The 21,381-nt window shown below is 69.8% G+C and carries 23 protein-coding genes and 1 tRNA gene; 15 read left to right on the forward strand and 9 right to left on the reverse strand.

The genetic code is table 11. The annotated features are described in order from the left end of the window. The first annotated feature begins 112 nt into the window (after positions 1–112). Genes PA27867_RS01455 through PA27867_RS01465 form a run of 3 tightly spaced genes read left to right on the forward strand, consistent with a single transcriptional unit; the run spans position 113 to position 3,554 of the window. Positions 113–1,324 (forward strand): acyl-CoA dehydrogenase, encoded by a 1,212-nt coding sequence (locus PA27867_RS01455; RefSeq protein ID WP_157109074.1) that lies wholly within the window; start codon positions 113–115, stop codon positions 1,322–1,324. Beyond that, on the forward strand, positions 1,318–2,823 hold the full coding sequence (locus tag PA27867_RS01460; RefSeq protein WP_066592222.1) for a bifunctional PIG-L family deacetylase/class I SAM-dependent methyltransferase: 1,506 nt from the start codon (positions 1,318–1,320) through the stop codon (positions 2,821–2,823). The genes PA27867_RS01455 and PA27867_RS01460 overlap by 7 nt, the downstream gene beginning before the upstream one ends. Beyond that, a complete protein-coding gene (locus PA27867_RS01465; RefSeq protein ID WP_066592224.1) occupies positions 2,820–3,554 on the forward strand; it encodes a glycosyltransferase in 735 nt (244 codons plus the stop codon). Before PA27867_RS01460 ends, PA27867_RS01465 begins: the two co-directional genes overlap by 4 nt. A gap of 3 nt (positions 3,555–3,557) precedes the next feature. On the opposite strand, the gene PA27867_RS01470 is transcribed toward PA27867_RS01465, so the two are convergent. Together PA27867_RS01470 and PA27867_RS01475 are read right to left on the reverse strand one after the other, a co-directional pair. Continuing rightward, complete coding sequence (locus PA27867_RS01470; protein ID WP_236900793.1) at positions 3,558–4,310, reverse strand: SGNH/GDSL hydrolase family protein; 753 nt, start codon at positions 4,308–4,310, stop codon at positions 3,558–3,560. Positions 4,311–4,366: 56 nt separating this feature from the next. Further along, the gene (locus tag PA27867_RS01475; RefSeq protein WP_066592227.1) at positions 4,367–4,921 is read right to left on the reverse strand and encodes a HEAT repeat domain-containing protein; all 555 of its coding nucleotides are present in this window, start codon (positions 4,919–4,921) and stop codon (positions 4,367–4,369) included. 172 nt (positions 4,922–5,093) lie between these two features. On the opposite strand from PA27867_RS01475, the gene PA27867_RS01480 reads away from it, so the two are divergent. The 3 genes from PA27867_RS01480 to PA27867_RS01490 all read left to right on the forward strand — a co-directional run bounded on the left by PA27867_RS01480 (position 5,094) and on the right by PA27867_RS01490 (position 7,796). After that, positions 5,094–6,080, forward strand: a complete 987-nt coding sequence (locus PA27867_RS01480) for a methionine ABC transporter ATP-binding protein (RefSeq protein ID WP_066592231.1) — start codon at positions 5,094–5,096, stop codon at positions 6,078–6,080. 2 nt (positions 6,081–6,082) lie between these two features. Continuing rightward, positions 6,083–6,850, forward strand: coding sequence for a methionine ABC transporter permease (locus PA27867_RS01485; RefSeq protein ID WP_248851864.1), 768 nt, complete (start codon positions 6,083–6,085; stop codon positions 6,848–6,850). Between the two features lie 112 nt (positions 6,851–6,962). Continuing rightward, complete coding sequence (locus PA27867_RS01490) at positions 6,963–7,796, forward strand: MetQ/NlpA family ABC transporter substrate-binding protein (RefSeq protein ID WP_066592234.1); 834 nt, start codon at positions 6,963–6,965, stop codon at positions 7,794–7,796. A 56-nt stretch (positions 7,797–7,852) separates the two neighbouring features. Here the strand turns inward: PA27867_RS01490 and PA27867_RS01495 are convergent, their stop codons facing one another. Further along, a complete protein-coding gene (locus tag PA27867_RS01495; protein ID WP_167550811.1) occupies positions 7,853–8,338 on the reverse strand; it encodes a GNAT family N-acetyltransferase in 486 nt (161 codons plus the stop codon). Between the two features lie 95 nt (positions 8,339–8,433). Here PA27867_RS01495 and PA27867_RS01500 point away from each other — a divergent pair, with 95 nt between their 5' ends. From PA27867_RS01500 to PA27867_RS01510, 3 genes are read left to right on the forward strand one after another with little or no spacing between them, the layout of a single operon-like run. Beyond that, positions 8,434–8,880: an FAS1-like dehydratase domain-containing protein gene (locus tag PA27867_RS01500; RefSeq protein WP_084020535.1), complete on the forward strand. Its 447-nt coding sequence runs from the start codon at positions 8,434–8,436 to the stop codon at positions 8,878–8,880. Further along, a complete protein-coding gene (locus tag PA27867_RS01505) occupies positions 8,877–9,320 on the forward strand; it encodes a MaoC family dehydratase (RefSeq protein WP_066592238.1) in 444 nt (147 codons plus the stop codon). Before PA27867_RS01500 ends, PA27867_RS01505 begins: the two co-directional genes overlap by 4 nt. 5 nt (positions 9,321–9,325) lie before the next feature. After that, positions 9,326–10,501, forward strand: coding sequence for a UDP-N-acetylmuramate dehydrogenase (locus PA27867_RS01510; RefSeq protein ID WP_066592241.1), 1,176 nt, complete (start codon positions 9,326–9,328; stop codon positions 10,499–10,501). 208 nt (positions 10,502–10,709) lie between these two features. Here the strand turns inward: PA27867_RS01510 and PA27867_RS01515 are convergent, their stop codons facing one another. From PA27867_RS01515 to PA27867_RS01535, 5 genes are all read right to left on the reverse strand, one after another. Beyond that, positions 10,710–11,333, reverse strand: coding sequence for a response regulator (locus tag PA27867_RS01515; RefSeq protein WP_066592243.1), 624 nt, complete (start codon positions 11,331–11,333; stop codon positions 10,710–10,712). Beyond that, positions 11,330–12,637, reverse strand: a complete 1,308-nt coding sequence (locus PA27867_RS01520; RefSeq protein WP_066592245.1) for a sensor histidine kinase — start codon at positions 12,635–12,637, stop codon at positions 11,330–11,332. The genes PA27867_RS01515 and PA27867_RS01520 overlap by 4 nt, the downstream gene beginning before the upstream one ends. A 52-nt stretch (positions 12,638–12,689) precedes the next feature. Further along, positions 12,690–13,550, reverse strand: coding sequence for an ABC transporter permease (locus PA27867_RS01525; RefSeq protein WP_157109075.1), 861 nt, complete (start codon positions 13,548–13,550; stop codon positions 12,690–12,692). Beyond that, entirely contained in the window at positions 13,547–14,473 is a 927-nt protein-coding gene (locus tag PA27867_RS01530) for an ABC transporter ATP-binding protein (RefSeq protein ID WP_066592257.1), read from the reverse strand. Before PA27867_RS01530 ends, PA27867_RS01525 begins: the two co-directional genes overlap by 4 nt. Before the next feature lie 144 nt (positions 14,474–14,617). Continuing rightward, positions 14,618–15,820, reverse strand: a complete 1,203-nt coding sequence (locus tag PA27867_RS01535) for a pyridoxal phosphate-dependent aminotransferase (protein WP_084020536.1) — start codon at positions 15,818–15,820, stop codon at positions 14,618–14,620. A 169-nt stretch (positions 15,821–15,989) separates the two neighbouring features. Here PA27867_RS01535 and PA27867_RS01540 point away from each other — a divergent pair. The 6 genes from PA27867_RS01540 (at position 15,990) to PA27867_RS01565 (ending at position 19,638) form a co-directional block, all read left to right on the forward strand. Continuing rightward, a tRNA-Trp gene (locus tag PA27867_RS01540) sits at positions 15,990–16,062 on the forward strand. 42 nt (positions 16,063–16,104) lie between these two features. Beyond that, the gene (gene secE / locus PA27867_RS01545; RefSeq protein WP_066592261.1) at positions 16,105–16,377 is read left to right on the forward strand and encodes a preprotein translocase subunit SecE; all 273 of its coding nucleotides are present in this window, start codon (positions 16,105–16,107) and stop codon (positions 16,375–16,377) included. 106 nt (positions 16,378–16,483) lie between these two features. Beyond that, the gene (gene nusG / locus PA27867_RS01550) at positions 16,484–17,428 is read left to right on the forward strand and encodes a transcription termination/antitermination protein NusG (protein ID WP_066592264.1); all 945 of its coding nucleotides are present in this window, start codon (positions 16,484–16,486) and stop codon (positions 17,426–17,428) included. 125 nt (positions 17,429–17,553) lie between these two features. Then, positions 17,554–17,985 (forward strand): 50S ribosomal protein L11, encoded by a 432-nt coding sequence (rplK, locus tag PA27867_RS01555; protein ID WP_066592266.1) that lies wholly within the window; start codon positions 17,554–17,556, stop codon positions 17,983–17,985. Between the two features lie 135 nt (positions 17,986–18,120). Continuing rightward, complete coding sequence (gene rplA / locus PA27867_RS01560) at positions 18,121–18,810, forward strand: 50S ribosomal protein L1 (protein ID WP_066592268.1); 690 nt, start codon at positions 18,121–18,123, stop codon at positions 18,808–18,810. A 189-nt stretch (positions 18,811–18,999) separates the two neighbouring features. Continuing rightward, positions 19,000–19,638: a GntR family transcriptional regulator gene (locus PA27867_RS01565; protein ID WP_066592271.1), complete on the forward strand. Its 639-nt coding sequence runs from the start codon at positions 19,000–19,002 to the stop codon at positions 19,636–19,638. Between the two features lie 48 nt (positions 19,639–19,686). On the opposite strand, the gene PA27867_RS01570 is transcribed toward PA27867_RS01565, so the two are convergent. Continuing rightward, positions 19,687–21,369, reverse strand: coding sequence for an ABC transporter permease subunit (locus PA27867_RS01570; protein WP_066592273.1), 1,683 nt, complete (start codon positions 21,367–21,369; stop codon positions 19,687–19,689). Positions 21,370–21,381 lie beyond the last annotated feature (12 nt).

The raw sequence follows: 21,381 nt of genomic DNA on the forward strand, positions 1-21,381 counted from the left end.
GGATCTGTCCGGGTCGCCGGTTGATTTGGCAGGATGTTCTGACAGGTGTCGCAGCGATCGGGGAGCCGGCGCCGCGGAGTGGATGGCGCGGATGGCGCACCGGAGGAGAACAATGGCAACGCAGTCAGGCACGGCGACGCAGGGGGCACCCGGGGCGCCGGTGGCGGCAGCTCCGGCGATGGATGCTGCGGCGTCGGCACCGGTTTCGGTGCGGGGCGTCCGACGCCGGGCCGGATCCGCGGTCGGAGCGGCCGGCGTGACCGCCGCGGGGCCGCACGAGCCCGGCAGCCCGGCCGCCGTGGCCGCCGCCGCGTGGGCGGTGGACGGCGACGCGGGCCGCGCCATCCGGTTCGCCGTGGACACGGCGCCCCTGCTGCCGCAGCCCGGTGCGGGGCAGACCCCGCTGCTCTTCGACGCCCTGGCCAGCGCGGCAGCGGCCGACCTCACTGCGGCCCGCGTGCTGGAGGCGCACACCGATGCGCTGACCATCCTGCGGCAGGCTCGCGGTGACACGGATGCGCTCGGCTCGACTGGCGCCGGCACAGAGAGCTGGGGGGTCTTCGCCGCCGAAGGGCCCGGGGTGCGGCTGTCCGCCACCCGCGGCACCGGCGCGCCCGGCGACACCGGCTGGCAGCTGGACGGCACGAAGCCGTGGTGCTCGCTCGCGGGCTTGCTCAGCCACGCCCTGGTGACCGCCCACACCACCCCCGCCGGTGCCGATCCAGGGCACCGCCGGCTGTTCGCGGTCGACCTCGGCGATCCCGGGGTGCGGGTGCACGAGGGCAGCTGGGTCGCCACCGGACTGACCCAGGTGCCCAGCGGCCCCGTGGACTTCAGCGCGGTTCCCGCCGTGCCGGTGGGTGACGACGACTGGTATCTGAGCCGGCCCGGGTTCAGCTGGGGCGGTATCCAGGTGGCGGCCTGCTGGTGGGGCGGGGCCGTGGGGGTGGCCCGGCAGCTGCGCCGGGCCGCCGAGGGCCGTGCGCCCGACCAGATCATGCGCGCCCATCTCGGCGCGGTCGACCTGGCGCTACTCGGCGCCGGGGCCGCCCTCTTCGATGCCGCGACCGCGATCGACGCGGGCGAGGCCGTGGGGGCGGATGGCGTGCTGCTCGCCGCGCGGGTGCGCGGGGTCGTGGCCCGCACGGTCGACGAGGTGCTGACCCGGGTTGGGCACGCGCTCGGCCCGGCGCCGCTCGCGCTCGATGCCCGGCACGCCCGACGGGTCGCCGACCTGACCCTGTACGTGCGGCAGCACCACGCGGAGCGTGACGACGCGGCGCTCGGCGACCGCGTGCTCGGCGAGGAGTTCCCGGCATGGTGACCTTCACTCACGACGGCGGCGGAACCAGCGAAGAGGTCTGGCAGGGCGCCGACTGGGCGGTGCGCGCCCGGCCGCTCACCCTGACCGGCTGTGACCGGCTCGTGGTTGTCGCGGCGCACCCCGACGACGAGTCCCTCGGTGCCGGCGGCCTGATCGTCGCGGCCGCGGCCCAGGGGATCCCGGTCACCGTGATCGTGGCCAGCAACGGTGAAGCCTCGCACCCGCACTCGCCCACCACCACACCCGCCGGCCTCGCGGTGGTGCGCCGTGCCGAGGTGGTGGCGGCCGTGCGCGCTCTGACGCCGGCGGCGCGCATCCGGCTGCTCGACCTGCCCGACGGCAGGCTCGCGGCCCACCGTACCGAGCTGGCCGACGCGATCGTGGCAGAGGCGACGGCAGATGCGCCCGCGGATGCCGGTGGGGTATGGCTGGTCGCCCCGTGGCGGAAGGATGGTCACCCCGACCACACCGCGGCCGGCGAGGCTGCGGCGCTCGTGGCCGCCCGTATCGGCGCCCGGCTGTTGGAGTACCCCATCTGGGCCTGGCACTGGTCGACCCCGGCGGATGATGTCTGGCCGGCCGGCGACGGCGTCGAGGTGCTGTATTCGATCGCCCTCGGCGCGGCGGGTCATGCGCGCAAGAGCGCCGCGATGGCCGCGCACGTCAGCCAGGTGCGCCCGCTCTCGGCCTACCCCGGCGACGAGGCCATCGTGCAGCCGGGCTTCGCCGCACACTTCGAACGCCCCTGGGAGATGTTCCTGGAGGCGACGTCATCGATCGTGCGTGCACCCGACGCCGCAGAAGCGCCCGGCGATGACGCGCTCGGCAGTCCGGCGCCCGACGCGCCCGATGCGCCCACGCCCGACCGCGCCGTGCCCGACACGCCGGCGCCAGGCAGCCTGACGGCCGAGTTCTTCGACGACTTCTACTCCGGCTCGGCCGACCCGTGGGGCTTCGAGACCCGGTGGTACGAGTCGCGCAAGCGCGCCGCCACCCTGGCCGCGCTGCCGTTGGAACGCTACGGTGCGGCGCTCGAACTGGGCTGCTCGATCGGCGTGCTCAGCCGCGAGCTCGCGGACCGCTGCGACACCCTCCTCGCCACCGACCTCGCCGAGCGGGCGCTCGACGTGGCCCGCCGCCGGCTGGCTGGGCTCCCCGGGGTCACGGTTGAACAACGCATCCTGCCCGCCGAGTGGCCGGAAGGCAGCTTCGACCTGGTGGTGCTGTCAGAGATCGGCTACTACTGCTCACCGGCCGACCTGGATGTGCTCCTCACGCGGTGCCGGGACAGCCTCGCGCCCGGCGGATCGCTCGTGGCCTGCCACTGGCGGCACCCGGTGGGCGAATACCCGCTCGGCGGCGACGACGTGCACGCCGCACTGGCCGCACTGCCGGGCCTGGAGCGCACCGTGCTGCATCTGGAGCGCGACTTCGTGCTCGAGGTCTACGAACCAGCCCCGGCCCGGTCGGTCGCCCAGCGTGAGGGCCTGGCGCCGTGACCAGGCCGCTCGAGACTGCGCATCGTGAGCCCGCGCGGATCGACGCCGTGCTCGTGGTGGTGCCCGCCAGGAATGAGGAGAGCCGGCTGCCGCGCTGCCTGGCCGCGCTGGGCGAGGCCGTTGCGGTGGTGCGGGAGGAGTTCGGCGCCGACGCCCCCGCCATTTCGGTGCTTGTCGTGCTCGACCGGTGCACCGACGGCTCGGCCGATGTCGTGGCCGAGTGGCCTTGGGCCCTGACGATGGAGAGCGACGCCGGTTCGGTCGGCACGGCCCGGCGCCTCGGGGTCGACCGGCTGCTGGCCGGCGCCGCACCCGCACACACCTGGGTGGCCACGACGGATGCCGACTCCGCCGTTCCCCGGCGCTGGCTGGCCGTGCAGTTGGCGCTCGCCGAGGCGGGCACGGAGCTGATGCTGGGCACGGTGCTGCCCGACGCCGATCTTCCGGCGGGGGAGCGCGCCCGCTGGCACGACGAGCACAGCCTGGTGGACGGGCATCCGCACGTGCACGGGGCCAACCTGGGCGTGCGGGCGGACCGTTACCTCGCCGCCGGCGGATTCAGTGACGTCGACTCCGACGAGGACGTGCTGCTGGTGGGGGAGTTGCGCCGCCTGGGCGTGCACGAGTGCCGCACGGCCCTCATCCCCGTGATCACCTCCGGCCGGTTGGACGGCCGGGCGCCGGGCGGGTTCGGCGGATACCTGGCCGACCAGGTGGCCGCCAACCGCTAAGGCCTAGGCGGACGGGACGACAACCTCGGTGAGCTCAGGGCGCTTGGGCGGGCGACCGTCGCCGGAGGACCGGCCGGTGAGCCGGCGCCCGATCCAGGGCAACACGTAGGCGGCGTAGTACGCGGCGGTGTCCTGGATGCGCTCGCGCGGCGGGGCCTCGCCGGCCTCACCCTGCGCCCAACCGACCGGCACCGGCACGCCGAGGGCGGTGAGCACGTTGGTGGCCACCCGGGTGTGCCCGCAGGCATTGAGGTGCAGCTTGTCGGCCGACCAGAACCGGCTCTGCATGAGTTCGGTGTCGATCCAGTTGTCGACCAGGGTGACGCCGGGCTTGCCGAAGGTCTCCCTGGCGGCCTCGGCGAGCCTGTCGCCGCGCTTCTGCATGAGCGAGCCGAGCGGCAGGTGCCGGGACGGGTTGCCGCCGCTGAGCACCACGACATGGATGCCGTCGGCCACCGCCTTGTCGACGACCCGGTCGAGCAGGTCGACAACGTAGGAGATCTCCACCCGGGGCCGCATCATGTCGTTGCCGCCGCCGCACACCGTGAGCAGGTCGGGCTTCAACGCGAGGGCCGGCTCCAACTGGTCGTTCACGATGGGGCCGAGCAGTTTGCCACGGATGGCGAGGTTGGCGTACGAGACCGGCTCGGGGCTCGCCGCGGCCAGTCCAAGCGCCACGAGGTCGGCCCATCCGCGCACCTGGCCGTCGGGCAGGTCGTCGCCGACGCCTTCGGTGAAGCTGTCGCCGATGGCCACGTACCGCCGGTACGGCTGCAGGTTCGACGGCTGAGGCGTCTGGGTGGCGTTCGTGGTTACTCCTTGGGCAGGTTGAGACGGCTGACGATGGCGTCGCGGGCCTGCTGGGCGGCGCGACGAACGTCCTTGTCTGGGTCGCGCAGTCGCACGGTGATGGTGGGGATGTCCTGCTCGCGGCCCTGCACGGCGAGGGCGTTGAGGGCGGCGACGCGCACGCGCGGCACCTCGTCGGTGGTCGCCTTCACGAGCTTGGGCGCCACATCCAGGCCGCGCAGCAGCACGACCTTCGCGCACATTTCGCGGATGCGCCAAGCCTCGTTGTTGAGGCCGACGACGACATACGGTGCGGCGGAGTCGTTCCACACGTGCAGCAGGGCGCGGGCGCCCCACAGCTCGGGCCAGTACAGCGCCGGGGCGCCCTCGAGGATGCCGAGCGCGTGCCGGCCGCCCACGTAGAGCAGGAAGTCCTTGCCGGCGTTCTTGCCGCGCATGAGGGCGACGGAGTGGTCGACGACGGTGGACTCGCCATAGTGTTCGACGGCCTTGGCGAGGCGCTCGGCCGTGGGCAGGTCGATCGGAAGATCGGGGTGGGGGGTCAATTTGTTATGCATAACGTGTCCACGTTATCCCTCTACGGGGGTCGACGCGGCAAGGAGAGGCCACCCGACACATTCCGTAACACTGATTTGGCCCGCGGCGTTGCGGTTGACAGACTCGGAAGGACTGGGGTACAAGCCGCCAGAACGCACCACCCGACCGTGCAGCCCTAACCTCAGGACCACCGTGATCTCCGTTCAGCACGTCTCCAAGACCTTCCGCTCCGGCGGGACGGTCACCGCCGCCCTGCAGGACGTCTCTCTCGAGGTGGCAGAGGGCGAGATTTTCGGTGTGATCGGCCAGAGCGGTGCCGGCAAGAGCACCCTGATCCGGGCGGTCAACCTGCTCGAACGCCCCGACTCCGGCACCGTCACGGTGGACGGCGACGAGCTCACCGCCCTCGCGCCCGCCGAGCTGCGCCGGGCACGCCGCAAGATCGGCATGGTCTTCCAGCACTTCAACCTGCTCGCCGGGCGCACTGTGCGCGGCAACGTCGAACTGGGCCTGGAGATCATCGGAGTCGACGGTGAGCAGCGCCGCCGCCGGGCCCTGGAGATCCTCGACCTCGTCGGGCTCGACGACAAGGCCGGCGCCTACCCCGCCGAACTCTCCGGCGGACAGAAGCAGCGCGTGGGCATCGCCCGGGCGCTGGCCGGCAACCCCAAGGTGCTGCTCTCCGACGAGGCCACCAGCGCGCTCGACCCGGAGACCACCCGGTCGATCCTCGACCTGGTCAAGAAGATCAACACCGACCTGGGCCTCACTGTGCTGCTGATCACCCACGAGATGGATGTCGTCAAGCGCATCTGCGACTCCGCCGCGCTCATCGAGGGTGGCCGCATCGTCGAACAGGGCCGCATCGTCTCACTCATCTCCACCGCCGGCTCCCGCCTGGCGCACGAACTCTTCCCGCTCGGCGACGCCCCGTCGTTGCCGGGGGACACGGTGATCGACATCACCTTCAGCGGCGGATCGGCCGACCGGCCGGTGATCGCCCAGCTGGCGCGCACCTACGGGCTGGATGTGTCCATCCTCGGCGCGGCCATCGAGACCATCGGCGGCAACCAGGCCGGGCGCACCCGCCTGGCCTTGCCGGGGAGTCCGGCGGGCAACGCAAGGCCCATCGAGGACCTGCGCAGCCAGGGCATGCTCGTCGAAATCGTGGGGGAGTAACCGTGCTTCTGGATCCATCACTGCCGCAGTTCTGGTCGGACCTGTTCCAGGTGCTGCTCATCGGCACCGGTCAGACCCTCTATATGGTGGGCGTCTCGCTGCTCATCACGGTCATCGTGGGGCTGCCGTTGGGCATCCTGCTCGTCGGCACCGAACCCGGTGGCCTGTTCGAGAGCCCGTTCGGCTCGCGCCGGGCCGGCCGGGTGATAAACCGGGTGCTCGATTTCATCGTGAACCTCGGCCGCAGCGTGCCGTTCATCATCCTCATGGTCGCGCTGATCCCGTTCACCCGCCTGGTCGTGGGCACCTTCATCGGCCCCACCGCCGCCATCGTGCCGTTGGCCGTGGTGGCGATCCCGTTCTTCGCCCGAATGGTGGAGATCGCGATCAAGGAGGTGGACACGGGCCTGATCGAGGCGGCCGAGTCGTTGGGCGCCACCCGCTGGCAGATCGTGTCGAAGGTGCTCGTGCCCGAGGCGCTCGCCCCGATGATCCTGGGGCTCTCCACGACGGTGACCTCCATCATCAACTTCTCCGCCATGGTCGGCACCGTTGCCGGCGGTGGCCTGGGCGATGTCGCCGTGCGGTACGGCTACCAGCGTTACAGCACCATCCACATGGTCGCCGTGATCATCGTGATCTTCGTGATCGTGATGCTGCTGCAGGGGCTGGCGACGATGCTGGCCAAGCGCTTCGCGCACCGCTCCCGGCCCAGCCGCGCGGAGAAGACGTCACCCGCGTTGCGTGCCGAGGTCGCCACCGGCGCCTGAGCTGCCACTCCCCACCCCCTGTCTCACCCGACCCCCTGTCTCACCCGGTCGCGCCGAAGTCAGCATGACGGCGCGGCTCTCACCACCCGCCACCCACGAGAAGAGTCCTCCCATGCAGTTCACCTCACGCAGCACGCGCCTTGCTGGTGCCGCCGTTGCCATCTCCGCCCTGTTCGCCCTCACGGCCTGCGCCGGCTCCTCCGACGAGCCGGCCGCCAGCGGTGGAGCCGATGACCTCGGCACCGTCACCGTGGGCGCCCTGGCCACCCCGGCCGGCGACATCCTCAAGTTCGTGCAGGACAACCTCGCCGCCGACGCGGGCCTGGAGATCAAGTTCCAGGACTTCACCGACTACAACACCCCCAACGTGGCCCTGTCCGACGGCTCGATCGACGCGAACCTGTTCCAGAACGCCACGTTCCTCAAGACCTACAACGAGCAGGCCGGCGGCAGCCTGGTGAGCGTCGGCGAGATCTACCTGCCCAGCGCCGCGTTCTACAGCAACACCGTGAAGTCGCTCGACGACCTCAAGAACGGCGCCACCATCGCCATCCCGAACGACCCGACCAACGAGGGCCGCGCCCTCAAGATCCTGGCCGGCGAAGGCCTGATCGAGACGACGGATGAGCCCACCTCGCTCGCCGACATCACCGAGAACCCGAACAAGTACGAGTTCCGCGAGATCGAGAACGCCACCCTGCCGCAGGCCGTGCAGGACGTCGACGCGGCGTTCGTGACCATCTCGTTCGCGCTGCCGGCCGGCCTTACCGCCGACCAGGCGATCCTGATCGAGGGCAAGGACAGCCCCTACGCCAACGTGCTGGCCACCACGCCCGAGCTCGAGAACGACCCGCGCATCGTCAAGCTCAAGGAACTGCTGCTCTCCCCGGAGACCCAGCAGTACATGCTCGACACCTGGGGCGGCCTGGTCATCCCGTCCGTCTGAGCAGGCTGAGCCGTTTCGGTCAGCGCGTCCGAACGTCCACGCCCCGTCCTTCCGCCCTAGTGGCGGGAGTGGCGGGGCGTTGTCGTGACGGCGTCGACGCCGAACTCGAACGCTGCGGCGTGCTCGTAGGGCCCGTAGCTGTCGATCTCGGTGAAGCCGAGACCGCGGTACAGGGCGAGCGCCTCGGGCTGGGCGTGCCCGGTCTCCAGACGCACGGTCGCGTAGCCGAGCTGCTCGGCGAGGCCGGCCAGCTCGCGCAGCAGCCGCAGGGCATGGCCCTGGCGGCGGTAGTCCGGGTTGGTCCACATCCGCTTGATCTCAACGGTCTCATCGTCGATCCGGCGGAGGCCGCCGCCCGCGACGGTGCGGTCCCCGTCCATCAGCACCACGAAGGCGCCGGTGGGGGCCTCGAACTCCTGCGGCTCCACATCCAGCACCGAGTCGCCGGCGCCGGCACCATAGCGTGTCTCATACTCCTGACGGAGGCCGGTGAGCAGGGGTTCGACCTCGGGGGCGGTCAGGGCCACTTGTTGGTAATCCACTGGGCCAATCCTGCCCTAACGCCCAGCTTCCGACAATTCCTCAGCGGGGGCCGTCGCGCGGGCCGGCCGGCGCCCGGCGCAAGTACACTCGGTACGTGTCTGTGAATCCAGCAATCCAGGGCCGGGTCTTTCCCGCTGTGCCGCCGTATCTCGTGGGCCGGGAGAAGGTGCGCGAGTTCTCGCGGGCCGTTTTCGCGACCAACCCGATCAACTTCGACCCCGAGGCCGCGCAAGCCGCCGGCTACGCCGACGTCGTGGCGCCGCCCACCTTCGCCGTGGTCGTGCAGGAGGCCACCCTGGCCCAGCTGCTCGCCGAACCCGACGCGGGCATCGACTTCACCCGGGTGGTGCACGGCGACCAGCGCTTCAGCTTCAGCCGGCCGATCGTGGCCGGTGACGAGCTCACCGCCACGCTCACCGTCGCCAGCGTGAAGAGCCTCGGCGGCCACTCGATGGTCACAGCGGAGTCGACGATCGTCGACGCATCCGGCGCCCACGTGGTCACCGCCACCTCCACCCTCGTCGTCAGGGGAGACGAATGACCAACAAGACAGTGCCGACCACGCCCAGCCTCGACTCCCTCTCGGTCGGCGACATCGTCGCCGAGAGCAGCTTCCCGCTCACCAGGGATTCCCTGGTGCGCTACGCGGGCGCCTCGGGCGACTTCAACCCGATCCACTACCGTGACGACGTCGCGGAGTCGGTGGGACTGCCCGGCGTGCTCGCCCACGGCATGCTGACCATGGGTCTGGCCATCCAGCCCGTCGTCGACTGGGCCGGCGACCCGGCGCGCGTTGTGGACTACCAGGTGCGGTTCACCCGTCCGGTACCCGTCGACCCCGACCTCGGCGCGGTCGTGACCGTTCTGGCCAAGGTCGGCGCCCTCGACGCCGAGGCCGGCGTGGCCCGCATCGACCTCACCGTCACCTTCAACAACACCACCGTCCTGGGCAAGGCGCAGGCGCGCGTCAGCCTCGTCTGATCCCCATGACCGAGCCTGTGCCCGTGAACCTGTCCGAGCTGACCACGCTGCGCGTCGGCGGCGCCCCCACGCAGCTGGTGGCCCCGCCCGACGAGGCCGGTCTGATCGCGGCGGCTCTGGAGGCCTGGGCGGGTGACGAGCCGTGGGCGCTCGTCGGTGGCGGCTCCAACACCGTGGCCGCGGATGCCGGCTTCGACGGCGTGGTCATCCTGGTGCGCACGCGCGGCATTGAGCGGCTCGACCCAGTGCCGGAGTCGGCAACCGACGACGACCTCGACGGGCGGCCCGTGCGCATCCGTGTGCAGGCCGGCGAACCGTGGGACGAGCTGGTGGCCCACACTGTCGCGAACGGCTGGGCGGGCATTGAAGCGCTGTCGGGCATCCCGGGCACCAGTGGTGCGGCGCCCGTGCAGAACATCGGCGCGTACGGTCAGGAGCTCTCCAGCAGCCTGGCCGCCATCGACTTCCTGGACTACGAGTCCGGCGAGGTGGAACGGCTCAGCGCCGCCGACCTCCGGCTGGACTACCGCACCTCGGTGCTCAAGCAGGGGCGCCGCGGCGTGGTGCTTGCCATCGAACTCGAGCTGCGCGACATGACCCCGCAGGCCGAGGTGCTCGGCACGCCGCTGAGCCGGCCGGTGGGGTACCCGCAGCTGGCCCAGGCCCTCGGCGTGCAGGTGGGCGACCGGGTGCCTCTGACCGATCTGCGCCAGAGCGTGCTGGGCCTGCGGGCCGGCAAGGGCATGGTGCTCGACGCGGCCGACCCCGACACCTACAGCGCCGGGTCGTTCTTCACCAACCCGATCGTGACCGAGAGCTTCGCCCGCACCCTGCCCACGGATGCGCCGCGCTGGAAACAGGCCGAGGTCGAACTGCCCGACCGCGTGATCCCGCTCGACGAGTACGCCGGCGTCGGGCCCGTCCCCGGCAGCCAGGTGCTCCGCACCGTGAAGCTCAGCGCAGCCTGGCTGATCGAGAACGCCGGCATCCACCGCGGGTTCCGGCTGCCCGGGTCGCGCGCCGCGATCTCGAGCAAGCACACCCTGGCGATCACCAACACCGGCGGGGCCACCGCCGACGAGATCGGGCAGCTCGCCCGCTTCGTGCAGCAGCGGGTGCAGAGCGACTTCGGTGTGATCCTGCAGCCCGAACCGGTGTTCGTCGGTTTCTCGCTGCTTTAGCCCGCCACCGCCGCAACTCGGGCGTTCGCCGCTCGCACGCCCGCCGCTCGGGCGTTCGGAAACGAGCGTTCTCGCTCGCCGGATCAGCGCGCCCGCGACTTGCGGCAAAAGTGCCTGCGGGAGGGGCTGCAGGTGCGACCTGTCGCAACTCGGCTTCAAGTGTGCTCGTGCCGGCCGCGGAGCCTGCCGCCGAGCCGGGCGGAGCGGGCTAGAGCAGGCGCAGCTCCATGGCCAGGGTGACCGCGCGGGTGCGGTCGCTCACGCCGAGCTTCTCGAACACGTGCAGCAGGTGGGTCTTGACGGTTGCCTCGCCGATGAAGAGCGACCGGGCGATCTGCGGGTTGCTCTCACCCGTCGCCACGAGGCGGAGCACCTGGAGTTCGCGGGCCGACAGTCGGGGCGCCGGCGCGGCATCCGCCCGCACCCGCTGCACCAGCCTGGCGGCGATCACGGGCGCGAGCACCGTCTGGCCGCCGGCGACCGAGCGCACACCCTCGATGATCTCGGCCTGCGGTGCGGCCTTGAGCAGGTAGCCGCTCGCCCCGGCCGCGATGGCGCCCAGGATCTGGTCGTCGGTTTCGTACGTGGTGAGCACCAGCACCCGGGTGTCCGGGTTGTGCGCCAGGATCTGGGCGGTGGCCGCCGCGCCGTCCAGCTGGGGCATCCGCAGGTCCATCAGCACCAGGTCGGGCCGCAGCTCGGCGGCCAGGAGCACGGCTGCAGCGCCATCAGCCGCTTCGCCGACCACCTCGATGTCGTCGGCCGTGCCGAGCAGGCCGACGATGCCTCCGCGCACGATCGGATGGTCATCGGCCACCAGCACCCGGATCATCCGCGGGCCCCCACACCGGTGGGTAATGCCGGCCCCGTCGACACAGCCGGCGCGGAGACGGGCAGGGTCACCCGAAGGGTGGTGCCGTGCCCGCCGCCGGCGCCCTCGGCCGCACTGTCGGTGACCTCGAGCCTCCCGCCGACGAGGGCGAGCCTGTCGCGCATCCCGGCCAGGCCGAAGCCGTGCTCGGTGTCGGGGGTGTAGTCGCCCAGCCCCCGGCCGCTGTCGGACACGGTGAGGACGATGTCGTGGCCGGTCCGCGCGACACCGACATGGGCGGCTCCCGCGCCGGAGTGCTTGCGTACGTTGGCCAGGCCCTCCTGGGCGCAGCGCAGCAAAACCACCTCGAGGGCCCGGTCGAGTGCGGGCGCGGTGCCGTCGCCGGTGGTGCCGAGTCCGGCGAGGTCGACGCCCACCTGAATCCCGGTTTCGCGTTCGAAGCGCTCGGTCAGCCGGGCCAGGGTGTGGGCGAGATCACCGTCACCCACCCGGGCCGGTGCCATCGAGGCCACCAGTGCGCGCGCCTCGGCCAGGGCGTCCCGCCCGGTGGCCTCGATGAGATCGACGCTGTCCGCGGCAACGGATGTGTCGACCGGCAACGCGTCGAGCTCGCGGCGGGTGCGCTGGGCGAGCATCACCAGGCTGGTCAGGCTCTGCGCGATGGTGTCGTGAATCTCGCGGGCCAGGTGCTCCCGCTCGCTGGCGCTGCCGGCATCCCGGTGCAGCACGGCAAGTTCGTCCTGGGCCAGGGTGAGCTTCTCCACGAGCCGGCGCTGCTCGGCGCCGGCGGTGGCGATGCGCGTGATCCAGATGCCCATGGCCAGGGCGAACACGAGTGAGATCGTCTCGATGGCCACCGCTTGGGCGGCGGCGTCCGGTGTGCGCCCGCTGCCGACCCAGAGGCCCACGCCGGTGACGACGGTCAGGCTCGTGCTGAGCACGACGGCGTGCCGGCATGAGTCGGCCAGGGCCCAGATCAGCGGGAAGACCAGCGTCTGGAGGGTGGCCATGTTCGGGTCGAAGGAGGTGGCGACACCGCAGCCGACGATGATGGCGATGCGCAGCATCCGGGCGGAGCCGGGATAGGTCACATGATCGAAGCCGGAAGAACCGCGGTCGCCGGGTATGGGTCGGGGTCGCAGCATGCGCCGGCCCCACACGATGTAGGCCAGCCCGACCGCCGTCAGCGACAGCACCGCTCCGGCGGCGCTCACGGGGTGCCTCTCTGAGCCTTCCACCGCTATCGCGGCCAGGACTGTCAGGGAGCCGGCCACGATCAGGTCCCACCAGCGCCGAGCGTTCATGCGCCAAGCATCCCACGCCCCGGCGGGGCCTGCGGCCGCGACGGGCGGGGCACTAGGCGTCCTTACGGATCCAGCGGAAGGTGAGCCGGCTGCCGACCAGGCCCACCACCAGCCAGATCAGCAGTGCCAGTGCCACCAGACCGAGCTCCCACGCCCCGTTCTGCTCCTGTGACGCGAAGGAGTCGGGCAGGAAGACCGACCGCATACCCTGCGCCATCCACTTGAGCGGGAACAGGCCGGCGACGTTCTGCATCCACTCGGGCAGCGCGTTGAACTGCAGGTACACCCCCGAGATGAACTGCAGCACCAGAACGATGGGAATCACGACCGCGGAGGCGCTGCGGCCCGAACGCGGCAGGGCCGACAGGGCGATGCCCAGGAAGGCGCAGGTGATCACGCCGAGCAGAAACACCCAGGCGAAGGTGAGCCATTTCTCGGGCTCGGTGGGCAGGGCGATGTCAAAGGCGAACCGTGCCACGAGGAGCAGCAGCACGGCTTGCAGGATGCCCGTGACGAGCACCTGACCGATCTTGCCGATGAAGTAGCTCAGCGGTGACAGCGGTGTGCCGCCGAGGCGCTTGAGGGTGCCGTCACCCTTCTCCCCGGCGATGTCGATGGCGAGGTTCTGCAGCCCCGAGAGCAGCATGCCCGCGGCCAGCATCCCCGGCAGGTAGTAGGCGCCCACGCTGATGCCGCCGGAGCCGTCGGGGTTGGTCCCGATGTTGCCCTGCGCGCTGAACGCCGCCGTGAAGATGCCCAGCATGATGAACGGGAAGAGGAACGTGAAGAAGACCGTGTCCGTGGAGCGGAAGTACAGCCGGATCTCGAAGCCGATGCGCGCCACACCGAGTTTGAACAACCCGTGCCGGGCGGTGCGCGGCCGAGCGGTCGAGGCGGTCAGGGTCGTGCTCATGCGAGCACCTCCGTGCTGTCGGTCGTGGAGCTCGCTGTCGTGGGGGACTCGGACGTGCTGGCGTTGCCGGCGGCGTGCCCGCGCACCAGGCCGAGGTAGATGTCTTCGAGGCTGGGGCGGATCACCTGCAGCTCGGCCGGTTCACCGCCTGCGGCACCGGCCAGCTCGGCCACCAGCCGTGCCGGGGTGTCGGTGCGCACCTCCTGAATCGTGCCGGAGGCGTCGCGCCAGCGCACCTTCGGCGTGCGGGCGGACGGGCCGCCGAGTTCGCCGATCGCACCGATGTCGATCAGGCGGCCGCCCACGATGATGCCGGCCCGGTCGCTGAGCTCCGCGGCTTCGTCGAGATTGTGGGTGGTGAGCAGGATGGTGGTGCCCTCGGCCTTGAGCTGCCGGATGAGGTCCCAGAACTGGTGCCGGGCCTCGGGGTCGAAGCCCGTGGTGGGTTCGTCCAGGAAGAGCAGTTCCGGCCGTCCGATGATGCCGAGCGCAACATCCACCCGGCGCTGCTGCCCGCCGGAGAGCCGGTGGATGCGAGTCTTGGCCTTCTCCTCGAGTCCGACCGCGGCCAACACCTCGTCGACTGAGCGGGGATTCGGGTACAGCCCGGCGAAGTGCTTGAGCTGCTCGAGCACGGTGGCGTTGCCGCTCTCGCCGCTGGATTGCAGCACGATGCCGATGCGCGCCTTCCAGTCCAGGCCGGCGTGCTGGGGATCTTCGCCGAGCACCGTGACATCGCCCTCTGAGCGATCCCGGTAGCCCTCGAGGATCTCGATGGTGCTGCTCTTGCCCGCACCGTTCGGGCCGAGCAGGGCGAAGGTCTCGCCCGGCCGGATGTCGAAGCTGATGTCGGTGACGGCGTCGAACGGCCCGTAGGACTTGCTCAGCCGCGCCACGCGCACGGCAGGAGGGGAAGTTGTCATGCTTCCACACTCGTCCCAGAACCCGCCCCGGGCAACACCCGTCTGGCCGACCTGGGCATCCACCGACTGGTGGATGCCACGAACTGTGAGATAAGCCCCAGAAATCCGGATTGGATTTCTGGGGCTCAGGTCACAGTTCGCGGACTAGGCGAAGAGGGTTTGCAGGCGGCGGATGCCCTCGAGGAGCGCATCGTCGCCCAGCGCGTAAGACAGGCGCAGGAAGCCGCTCGGGCCGAAGGCCTCGCCGGGCACCGCCGCGACCTCGGCCTGGTCGAGGATGAGGTCGGCCAGCTCGAGCGACGTCGTGGGGGTCACGCCGCCCCAGGTGCGGCCGAGCAGACCGGTCACGTCGGGGTAGACGTAGAACGCCCCTTGCGGGGTGGGGGTGAGGATGCCGGGGATCTTGTTGAGCTCGGCGACGATGAGCTTGCGGCGGCGGTCGAAGGCGACCCGCATGGCCTCGGCGTCATCCTGCGGGCCGTTCAGGGCGGCGATGCCCGCGCGCTGCGAGATGTTCGACACGTTGGAGGTGAGGTGCGACTGCAGATTCGCCGCGGCGGTGATCGCATCCTGCGGTCCCACCATCCAGCCCAGCCGCCAGCCGGTCATGGCATAGGTCTTCGCGACGCCGTTGACCAGGATGGTGCGGTCGGCGAGGGCCGGGACGGCCTCGACGATGGAGACCGCACGCACGCCGTCATAGGTGAGGTTCTGGTAGATCTCGTCGCTGATCACCCAGAGGCCGTGTTCCTCGGCCCATTCCCCGATGGCCCGGGTCTGCTCCTCGGAGTAGACCGCGCCGGTGGGGTTGGACGGGGAGACGAAGAGGAGCACCTTGGTCTTCTCGGTGCGGGCGGCCTCGAGCTGCTCGACCGTGACGAGGTACCCCTGGTCGCTGCCGGCGAAGACGTCGACAGGTACGCCGCCGGCCAGGCGGATGGCCTCGGGGTAGGTGGTCCAGTACGGGGTGGGCAGCAGCACCTCGTCGCCCGGGTCGAGCAGGGTGGCGAAGGCCTGGTAGACGGCCTGCTTGCCGCCGTTGGTGACGAGCACCCGCGACGGGCCGACCTCGAGGCCGCTGTCCCGCAGCGTCTTGGCGGCGATCGCCTCGCGGAGGTCCGGCAGGCCGGCCGCCGGGGTATAGCGGTGATTGCGCGGATCCTTCACGGCCGCCAGGGCCGCCTCCACGATGTGCGCGGGAGTGGGGAAGTCAGGCTCACCCGCCGCGAAGCTGATGACCGGCCGGCCGGCTGCTTGCAGCGCCTTGGCCTTGCCGTCGACCTTGAGGGTCGCGGACTCCGCAATGGAGCCGATTCTGGTGGAGATCCGTTTGATGTCGTGTGCCACGCTTCGAGCATACGGGGGCGGCCATGCCCTGGGAACAGGCGCTGGCTTTACAGGGCACCCGACGTGACCTAGACTTGGTCCGGTAGTTGAAATCTGCCAAGCTTTTTTGCGCCTATTTTGGTCGTTTGACCGAAAGAAGCACACAGGAAGCCGACGGGTTTCGCTTCATAGGGTGGTGGCTCAATTGGTAGAGCAGCGGTCTCCAAAACCGCAGGTTGCAGGTTCGAGTCCTGTCCGCCCTGCAAGTCGGTGGTCTTTCCGCCGGCCCACGAAAGGTGTAACAGGTGGCCCGAAAAGTTATCGACGAACCCAGCGAGGAAATCGTCGCGAACGCCAGAGTGGCCCGCGAAACCAAGCGCGGTCCGTTCGCTCGGGTGTCCCTGTTTATCAAGCAGGTCCTGGCCGAACTCCGTAAGGTCGTCACCCCGACCCGCAAGGAACTGCTCAGCTACACCGGAGTGGTTCTGATTTTCGTGGTGATCATGATGGCGCTGGTATCGGCACTCGACTGGGTGTTCGCGCTCGTCGTCACGTACGTATTCGGCACTCCCAGTTGAGCCGTGCCGCAGAAGCGGCACCCCGACTGATCATGAACGCAGGATCGGTGAGTGAGCACCACGGTGCAGCCTCACGCCCGCGCAATAGAAGAAGGATTGATATTTAGTGACTGAGACCAATCGCGACGACGTCGACTGGGCCACCGCCGCAGAACAGTCCTCCAACGACGATGAGGCGCAGGAGGGCAACACCCTCGCCGCCGACGAGACGTCGGTCGAAGCCGCCGAGCAGGTCGCCCTGCACGTAGAAGACGAGAACGCCGACATCGAAGACGATCTCGACGCCGCACTGGATGCCCTCGCCGAGTCGACCGATCCCGAAGCCGACGCCATCGTCGAAGACGCGCTCGACATCGACTCCGCCGACGAGGCAGAGGCTGCCGCTGAGGCCGTCGAGGACGAAGAAGAGGTCGACGCCGAGGCCGAGGCCGAAGACGAGGACCCGTACGAAGCCTTCCGCAAGGAACTGCGCTTCCAGCCCGGCAAGTGGTTCGTCATCCACTCCTACGCCGGCTTCGAACGTCGCGTGAAGTCGAACATCGAGAACCGCAAGCAGTCGATGGCCATGGAAGATTTCATCTACCAGGTCGAGGTTCCGATGGAAGACGTCGTCGAGATCAAGAACGGCCAGCGCAAGATGGTCACCCGTGTGCGCATCCCCGGCTACGTCCTGGTGCGCATGGACCTCAACGAAGACAGCTGGTCTGTCGTGCGTCACACCCCCGGGGTCACCGGCTTCGTGGGCAACGCGCACAACCCGACCCCGCTGCGTTTCGAAGAAGCCTTCGGCATGCTCAAGGGCCTCGTTGAGATCAAGGATGTCCCGGTCACCAAGTCCGGCGCTCCCGGCAAGGCCGCGCAGCGCGTTCTGCCCGCCGAGATCGACTACGAAATCGGCGAGACCATCACGATCAAGGAAGGCTCGTTCGCGGGCCTGCCCGGTTCGATCAGCGAGATCAAGCCCGAGAGCGGCAAGCTCATCGTGCTCGTGTCGCTCTTCGAGCGTGAGACCCCGGTCGAGCTCAGCTTCGACCAGGTCACCAAGCTTTAACCTCCCCCAACCACCGCCCCCCGGAAATGCCGGGGACGCGGGAGAACCACGGATCTCGACAGGCTCGATCACCGAGCAGGCTCGAAGTGCGAGATCTGGGTTCGATCACTGAAAAGGAATAGAACATGGCACCGAAGAAGAAGGTTACTGGTCTGATCAAGCTTCAGATCAAGGCCGGCGCCGCCAACCCCGCACCCCCCATCGGGCCGGCGCTGGGTCAGCACGGCGTGAACATCATGGAATTCTGCAAGGCCTACAACGCCCAGACCGAATCCCAGCGCGGCAACGTCATCCCGGTTGAGATCACCGTGTACGACGACCGTTCCTTCACCTTCATCCTGAAGACCCCGCCCGCAGCGGAGCTCATCAAGAAGGCCGCAGGAGTTGCCAAGGGCAGCGGAACCCCGCACACCGTCAAGGTTGCCAAGCTCACCAAGGCGCAGGTTCGCGAAATCGCCGAGGCCAAGATGGTTGACCTCAACGCCAATGACCTCGACGCCGCGTCGAAGATCATCGCCGGAACCGCTCGCTCCATGGGCATCACGGTCGAGGGCTAACACCCTTTCGTTCGATTCGTCGAACACCCGCCGACAGGCATGGTCTTTCCGACCTGCCGACTGGCACCAAGTGGAAGAGCCAGCCAGGCTCACGAAAACCACGCTCTCAGCACATGCATCTACAGGAGATTCAAAATGGCACCCAAGTCAAAGGCCTACCGCGCTGCGGTCGAGAAGATCGAAGCCGATAAGTTCTACACCCCCACCGAAGCCGTCACCCTCGCTCGCGAGACCGGCTCCGTCAAGTTCAACTCCACCGTCGAGGTCGCGCTCAAGCTCGGCGTCGACCCCCGCAAGGCAGACCAGATGGTCCGCGGCACCGTGATTCTTCCCCACGGCACCGGTAAGACCGCCCGCGTCATCGTCTTCGCAACGGGCCCCGCGGCTGAGGCAGCCATCGCTGCCGGCGCCGACGAGGTCGGTGGCGATGAGCTCATCGAGAAGGTAGCCGCCGGCTACACCTCGTTCGACTCCGCCGTCTCGACCCCCGAGCTCATGGGCAAGGTCGGTCGTCTCGGTAAGGTCCTCGGCCCGCGCGGTCTCATGCCCAACCCGAAGACCGGAACCGTGACGCCTGACGTCGCCAAGGCCGTGTCCGACATCAAGGGCGGAAAGATCGAATTCCGCGTCGACAAGCACTCCAACGTGCACTTCGTCGTTGGCAAGGCATCCTTCTCGGCTGACCAGCTCAACGAGAACATCGGTGCAGCACTCGAGGAGATCGTTCGCCTCAAGCCGAGCTCCTCCAAGGGCCGCTACATCACCAAGGGCGCCGTCTCGACCACCTTCGGTCCCGGCATCCCGCTCGATGTGAACAGCATCTAAGCATTTGCAGTAACCGCTTCGCCAGAAGCATCTGAAAGGGCCCGTCGGAAGACGGGCCCTTTTTGTGCGCCGGCACCCCCAGTGCGCGCGACCCGGCACCGGTTTCGCCCGAGGATCCCCCATTGACGCGGGGAGTGTGTAAAGCTCGGTGGTACGGGTGGGGTGCGCCCGGAGTCGAGGGAGGGCACTGTGGTCTCCACCGGCGGTGAAAAGGTCTATCTGGCGTTGCGTGCGCGCATCCTCTCGGGCGAGCTGGGCCCGCACTCGACGCTCCGCGAACAAGCACTCGCCGAGGAACTCGGTGTGAGCCGCACGCCCGTGCGGGAGGCGTTGCGGCGCCTCGACGAGGCCGGACTGGTGACGTTCGTGCCCAACCGCGGCGCGACTGTCGTGGCCTGGACCATCGAGCAGGTACGCGAGACATATTTCGTGCGGGCTTCACTGGAAAGCCGGGCCGCGGCCCTGGCGGCAACCCGGATCTCGGTGGCGGAGCTCGACCTCCTCGCCGAGTTGATCGACGCCATGGAGCCCGTGCTCACCTCGGTCGACGACGCCGGTCTGGCCGAGCTCAGCCGGTTGAACGCCGAGTTCCACCGCATCGTCGTGGCGGCCTCCCGCAGCCCCCAACTCGTGGCCCTAACCTCGTCCATTTCGCGGGTGCCGCTCATGGCGGCCGCGTTCCGGCGGGGCGGCGGGGACTTCCGCGCCCGCAGCAACCACCAGCACCGGGATATCCTGACCGCCCTGCGCACCGGCGACACCCTGTGGGCCGAAGTGGCGATGCGCTCGCATGTGCTCGGCGCACGCAATGCGGTGACCGAGGACTGAGCGACCGGCCTCAGCGCTTGGCCTGAGCGGCCGTGCGGTCGACGCCGGTCAGCGACCGATCGGGGCCGGTCCCGAGGCTGTCCCGTTGAATAACCGGCGGGTGTGCGGATGCTGCGGCGCGGTGAGGATCTCACCGGCCGAGGCATGCTCGATGACGGTTCCGGCCTGCAGCACGGCGACGCGGTCGCACCGTGCGACGATCACCGGACGGGCCGAGGCGACGATCAGCGTGAGCTCTCGTTCCCGGTGCAGGTCGTGAAGCAGGTCAAGGAGGTCGGCCTCTTCGTGCGGATCGAACCCGGCGGCCGGGTCGAGTGCGATGAGGAGTTGCGGGTTGCGCGCCAGCGCGCTGGCCAGCAGCACCCGCTGCAGGGTGACCGCGCTCAGATCGCGCGGCCGCGCATCCAGGATGGCCTCGGGGGTCTCCACGCCCACCCGCTGCAGCAGGTCGAGAGCGTTCCGGCGCGTGTTGCGGGTGTCGGCCGGGGGGAGCACGGTGCTCAGGTGCCGGGCGATGCGCCAGTCGCGGCCGAAGCGGTCGGGTGCTGGGCGGTCGAGGAAGCCGATCTTCCGTCCGCGCAGTTTCCGGAAGTGGTGTTCGGGCAGTCCGACGAGTTCCGTGCCCTCGAAGAGAACCGACCCCGACGTGATCACCGTGGTGGGGGGCAGGAGCCCGGCGATGGCCAGGCACAGGGGTATGGCGCCCGAGCCCTCGTCGCCGATCACCGCGAGCGCCTGCGCCCGGGACACGGTGAGGCTGATGCCGGTACCGGCTGCGAGCTCGCTCCCGGCACCGTGCGGCCGGATCTGCAGGTCGCGGATGTCCAGGATGTCAGAGGCCCGGAAGGTTGTCGACGCCCGGGTGGGGCCGGGGGAGGGAGAGCTGGTATCGGACAGGATCACGGCCAGGCTCCCGATGGCGCCCGAACGGCGGCGAGGGGCGGGAGGGCGCGGTTCGAGGGTCGGGTCGCCCGGTGCGGCGGTGGCGATCATCACTCCGCCGATGACGATGGCGACCGTGACGAACAGTGCGGCACCGAGCACAACCGGCAGGCTCTCGGGTGGAAGCAGCGTTGGCAGCTGCGCACTGAGCGCGGGCCGGGTCAACACCGCCTGCAGGAGGAGGGCACAGCCGTAGATCAACACCACCTCGGCGACCAGAACGCTGAGAACTGCGGCGAGGGTACGGCGGAGAGCCGTGCGGACCACCAGGCGCGAGATCGGCAAGCCGTGGCTGCGAGCGGTCTGAACGAACGGCTCGAGGGCCACCCGTCGGGCGGCCTCGCGCACGTGCACGGCCACGGCCACGGCGGCGCCGAAGACCACGGCGGTACCCGGCAGGACGAGAGTGCTCAACACCCCCAGACCCGCCCGTGCGAGCGGTCCATCCGTGAGCACGGGCATCACCTCGGTCTGTACGGCGAACCAGAAGGCGCACGCCATCGCGACCCACACCGCGCACAGGGCGCTACCGACGAACGCCAGGGTACGCAGGGACCGACCGGCCCACGGGCTCCGTTGGGCGGCGAGGAGGCCGAGCCCCACCCCGAGGATTGCGGAGAGGACCGGTGTCGCCGCCGCGGCCGCGGTGGTGAGCGGCAGGCGAGCGGACAGGATGGACAGGAGGGCGTCGGCGGGACCGGCCAGGCGAGCCACCAGGAGCACGGCGCTGATCAGCAGCGATGCCGGAATCAGAAATCCCAGCCATCGGGGCCCTGCAACTGCGCGCATGCGTGCTCACAT

Origin of the sequence: Cryobacterium arcticum, assembly GCF_001679725.1 — a bacterium.
Lineage (GTDB): Bacteria > Actinomycetota > Actinomycetes > Actinomycetales > Microbacteriaceae > Cryobacterium > Cryobacterium arcticum_A.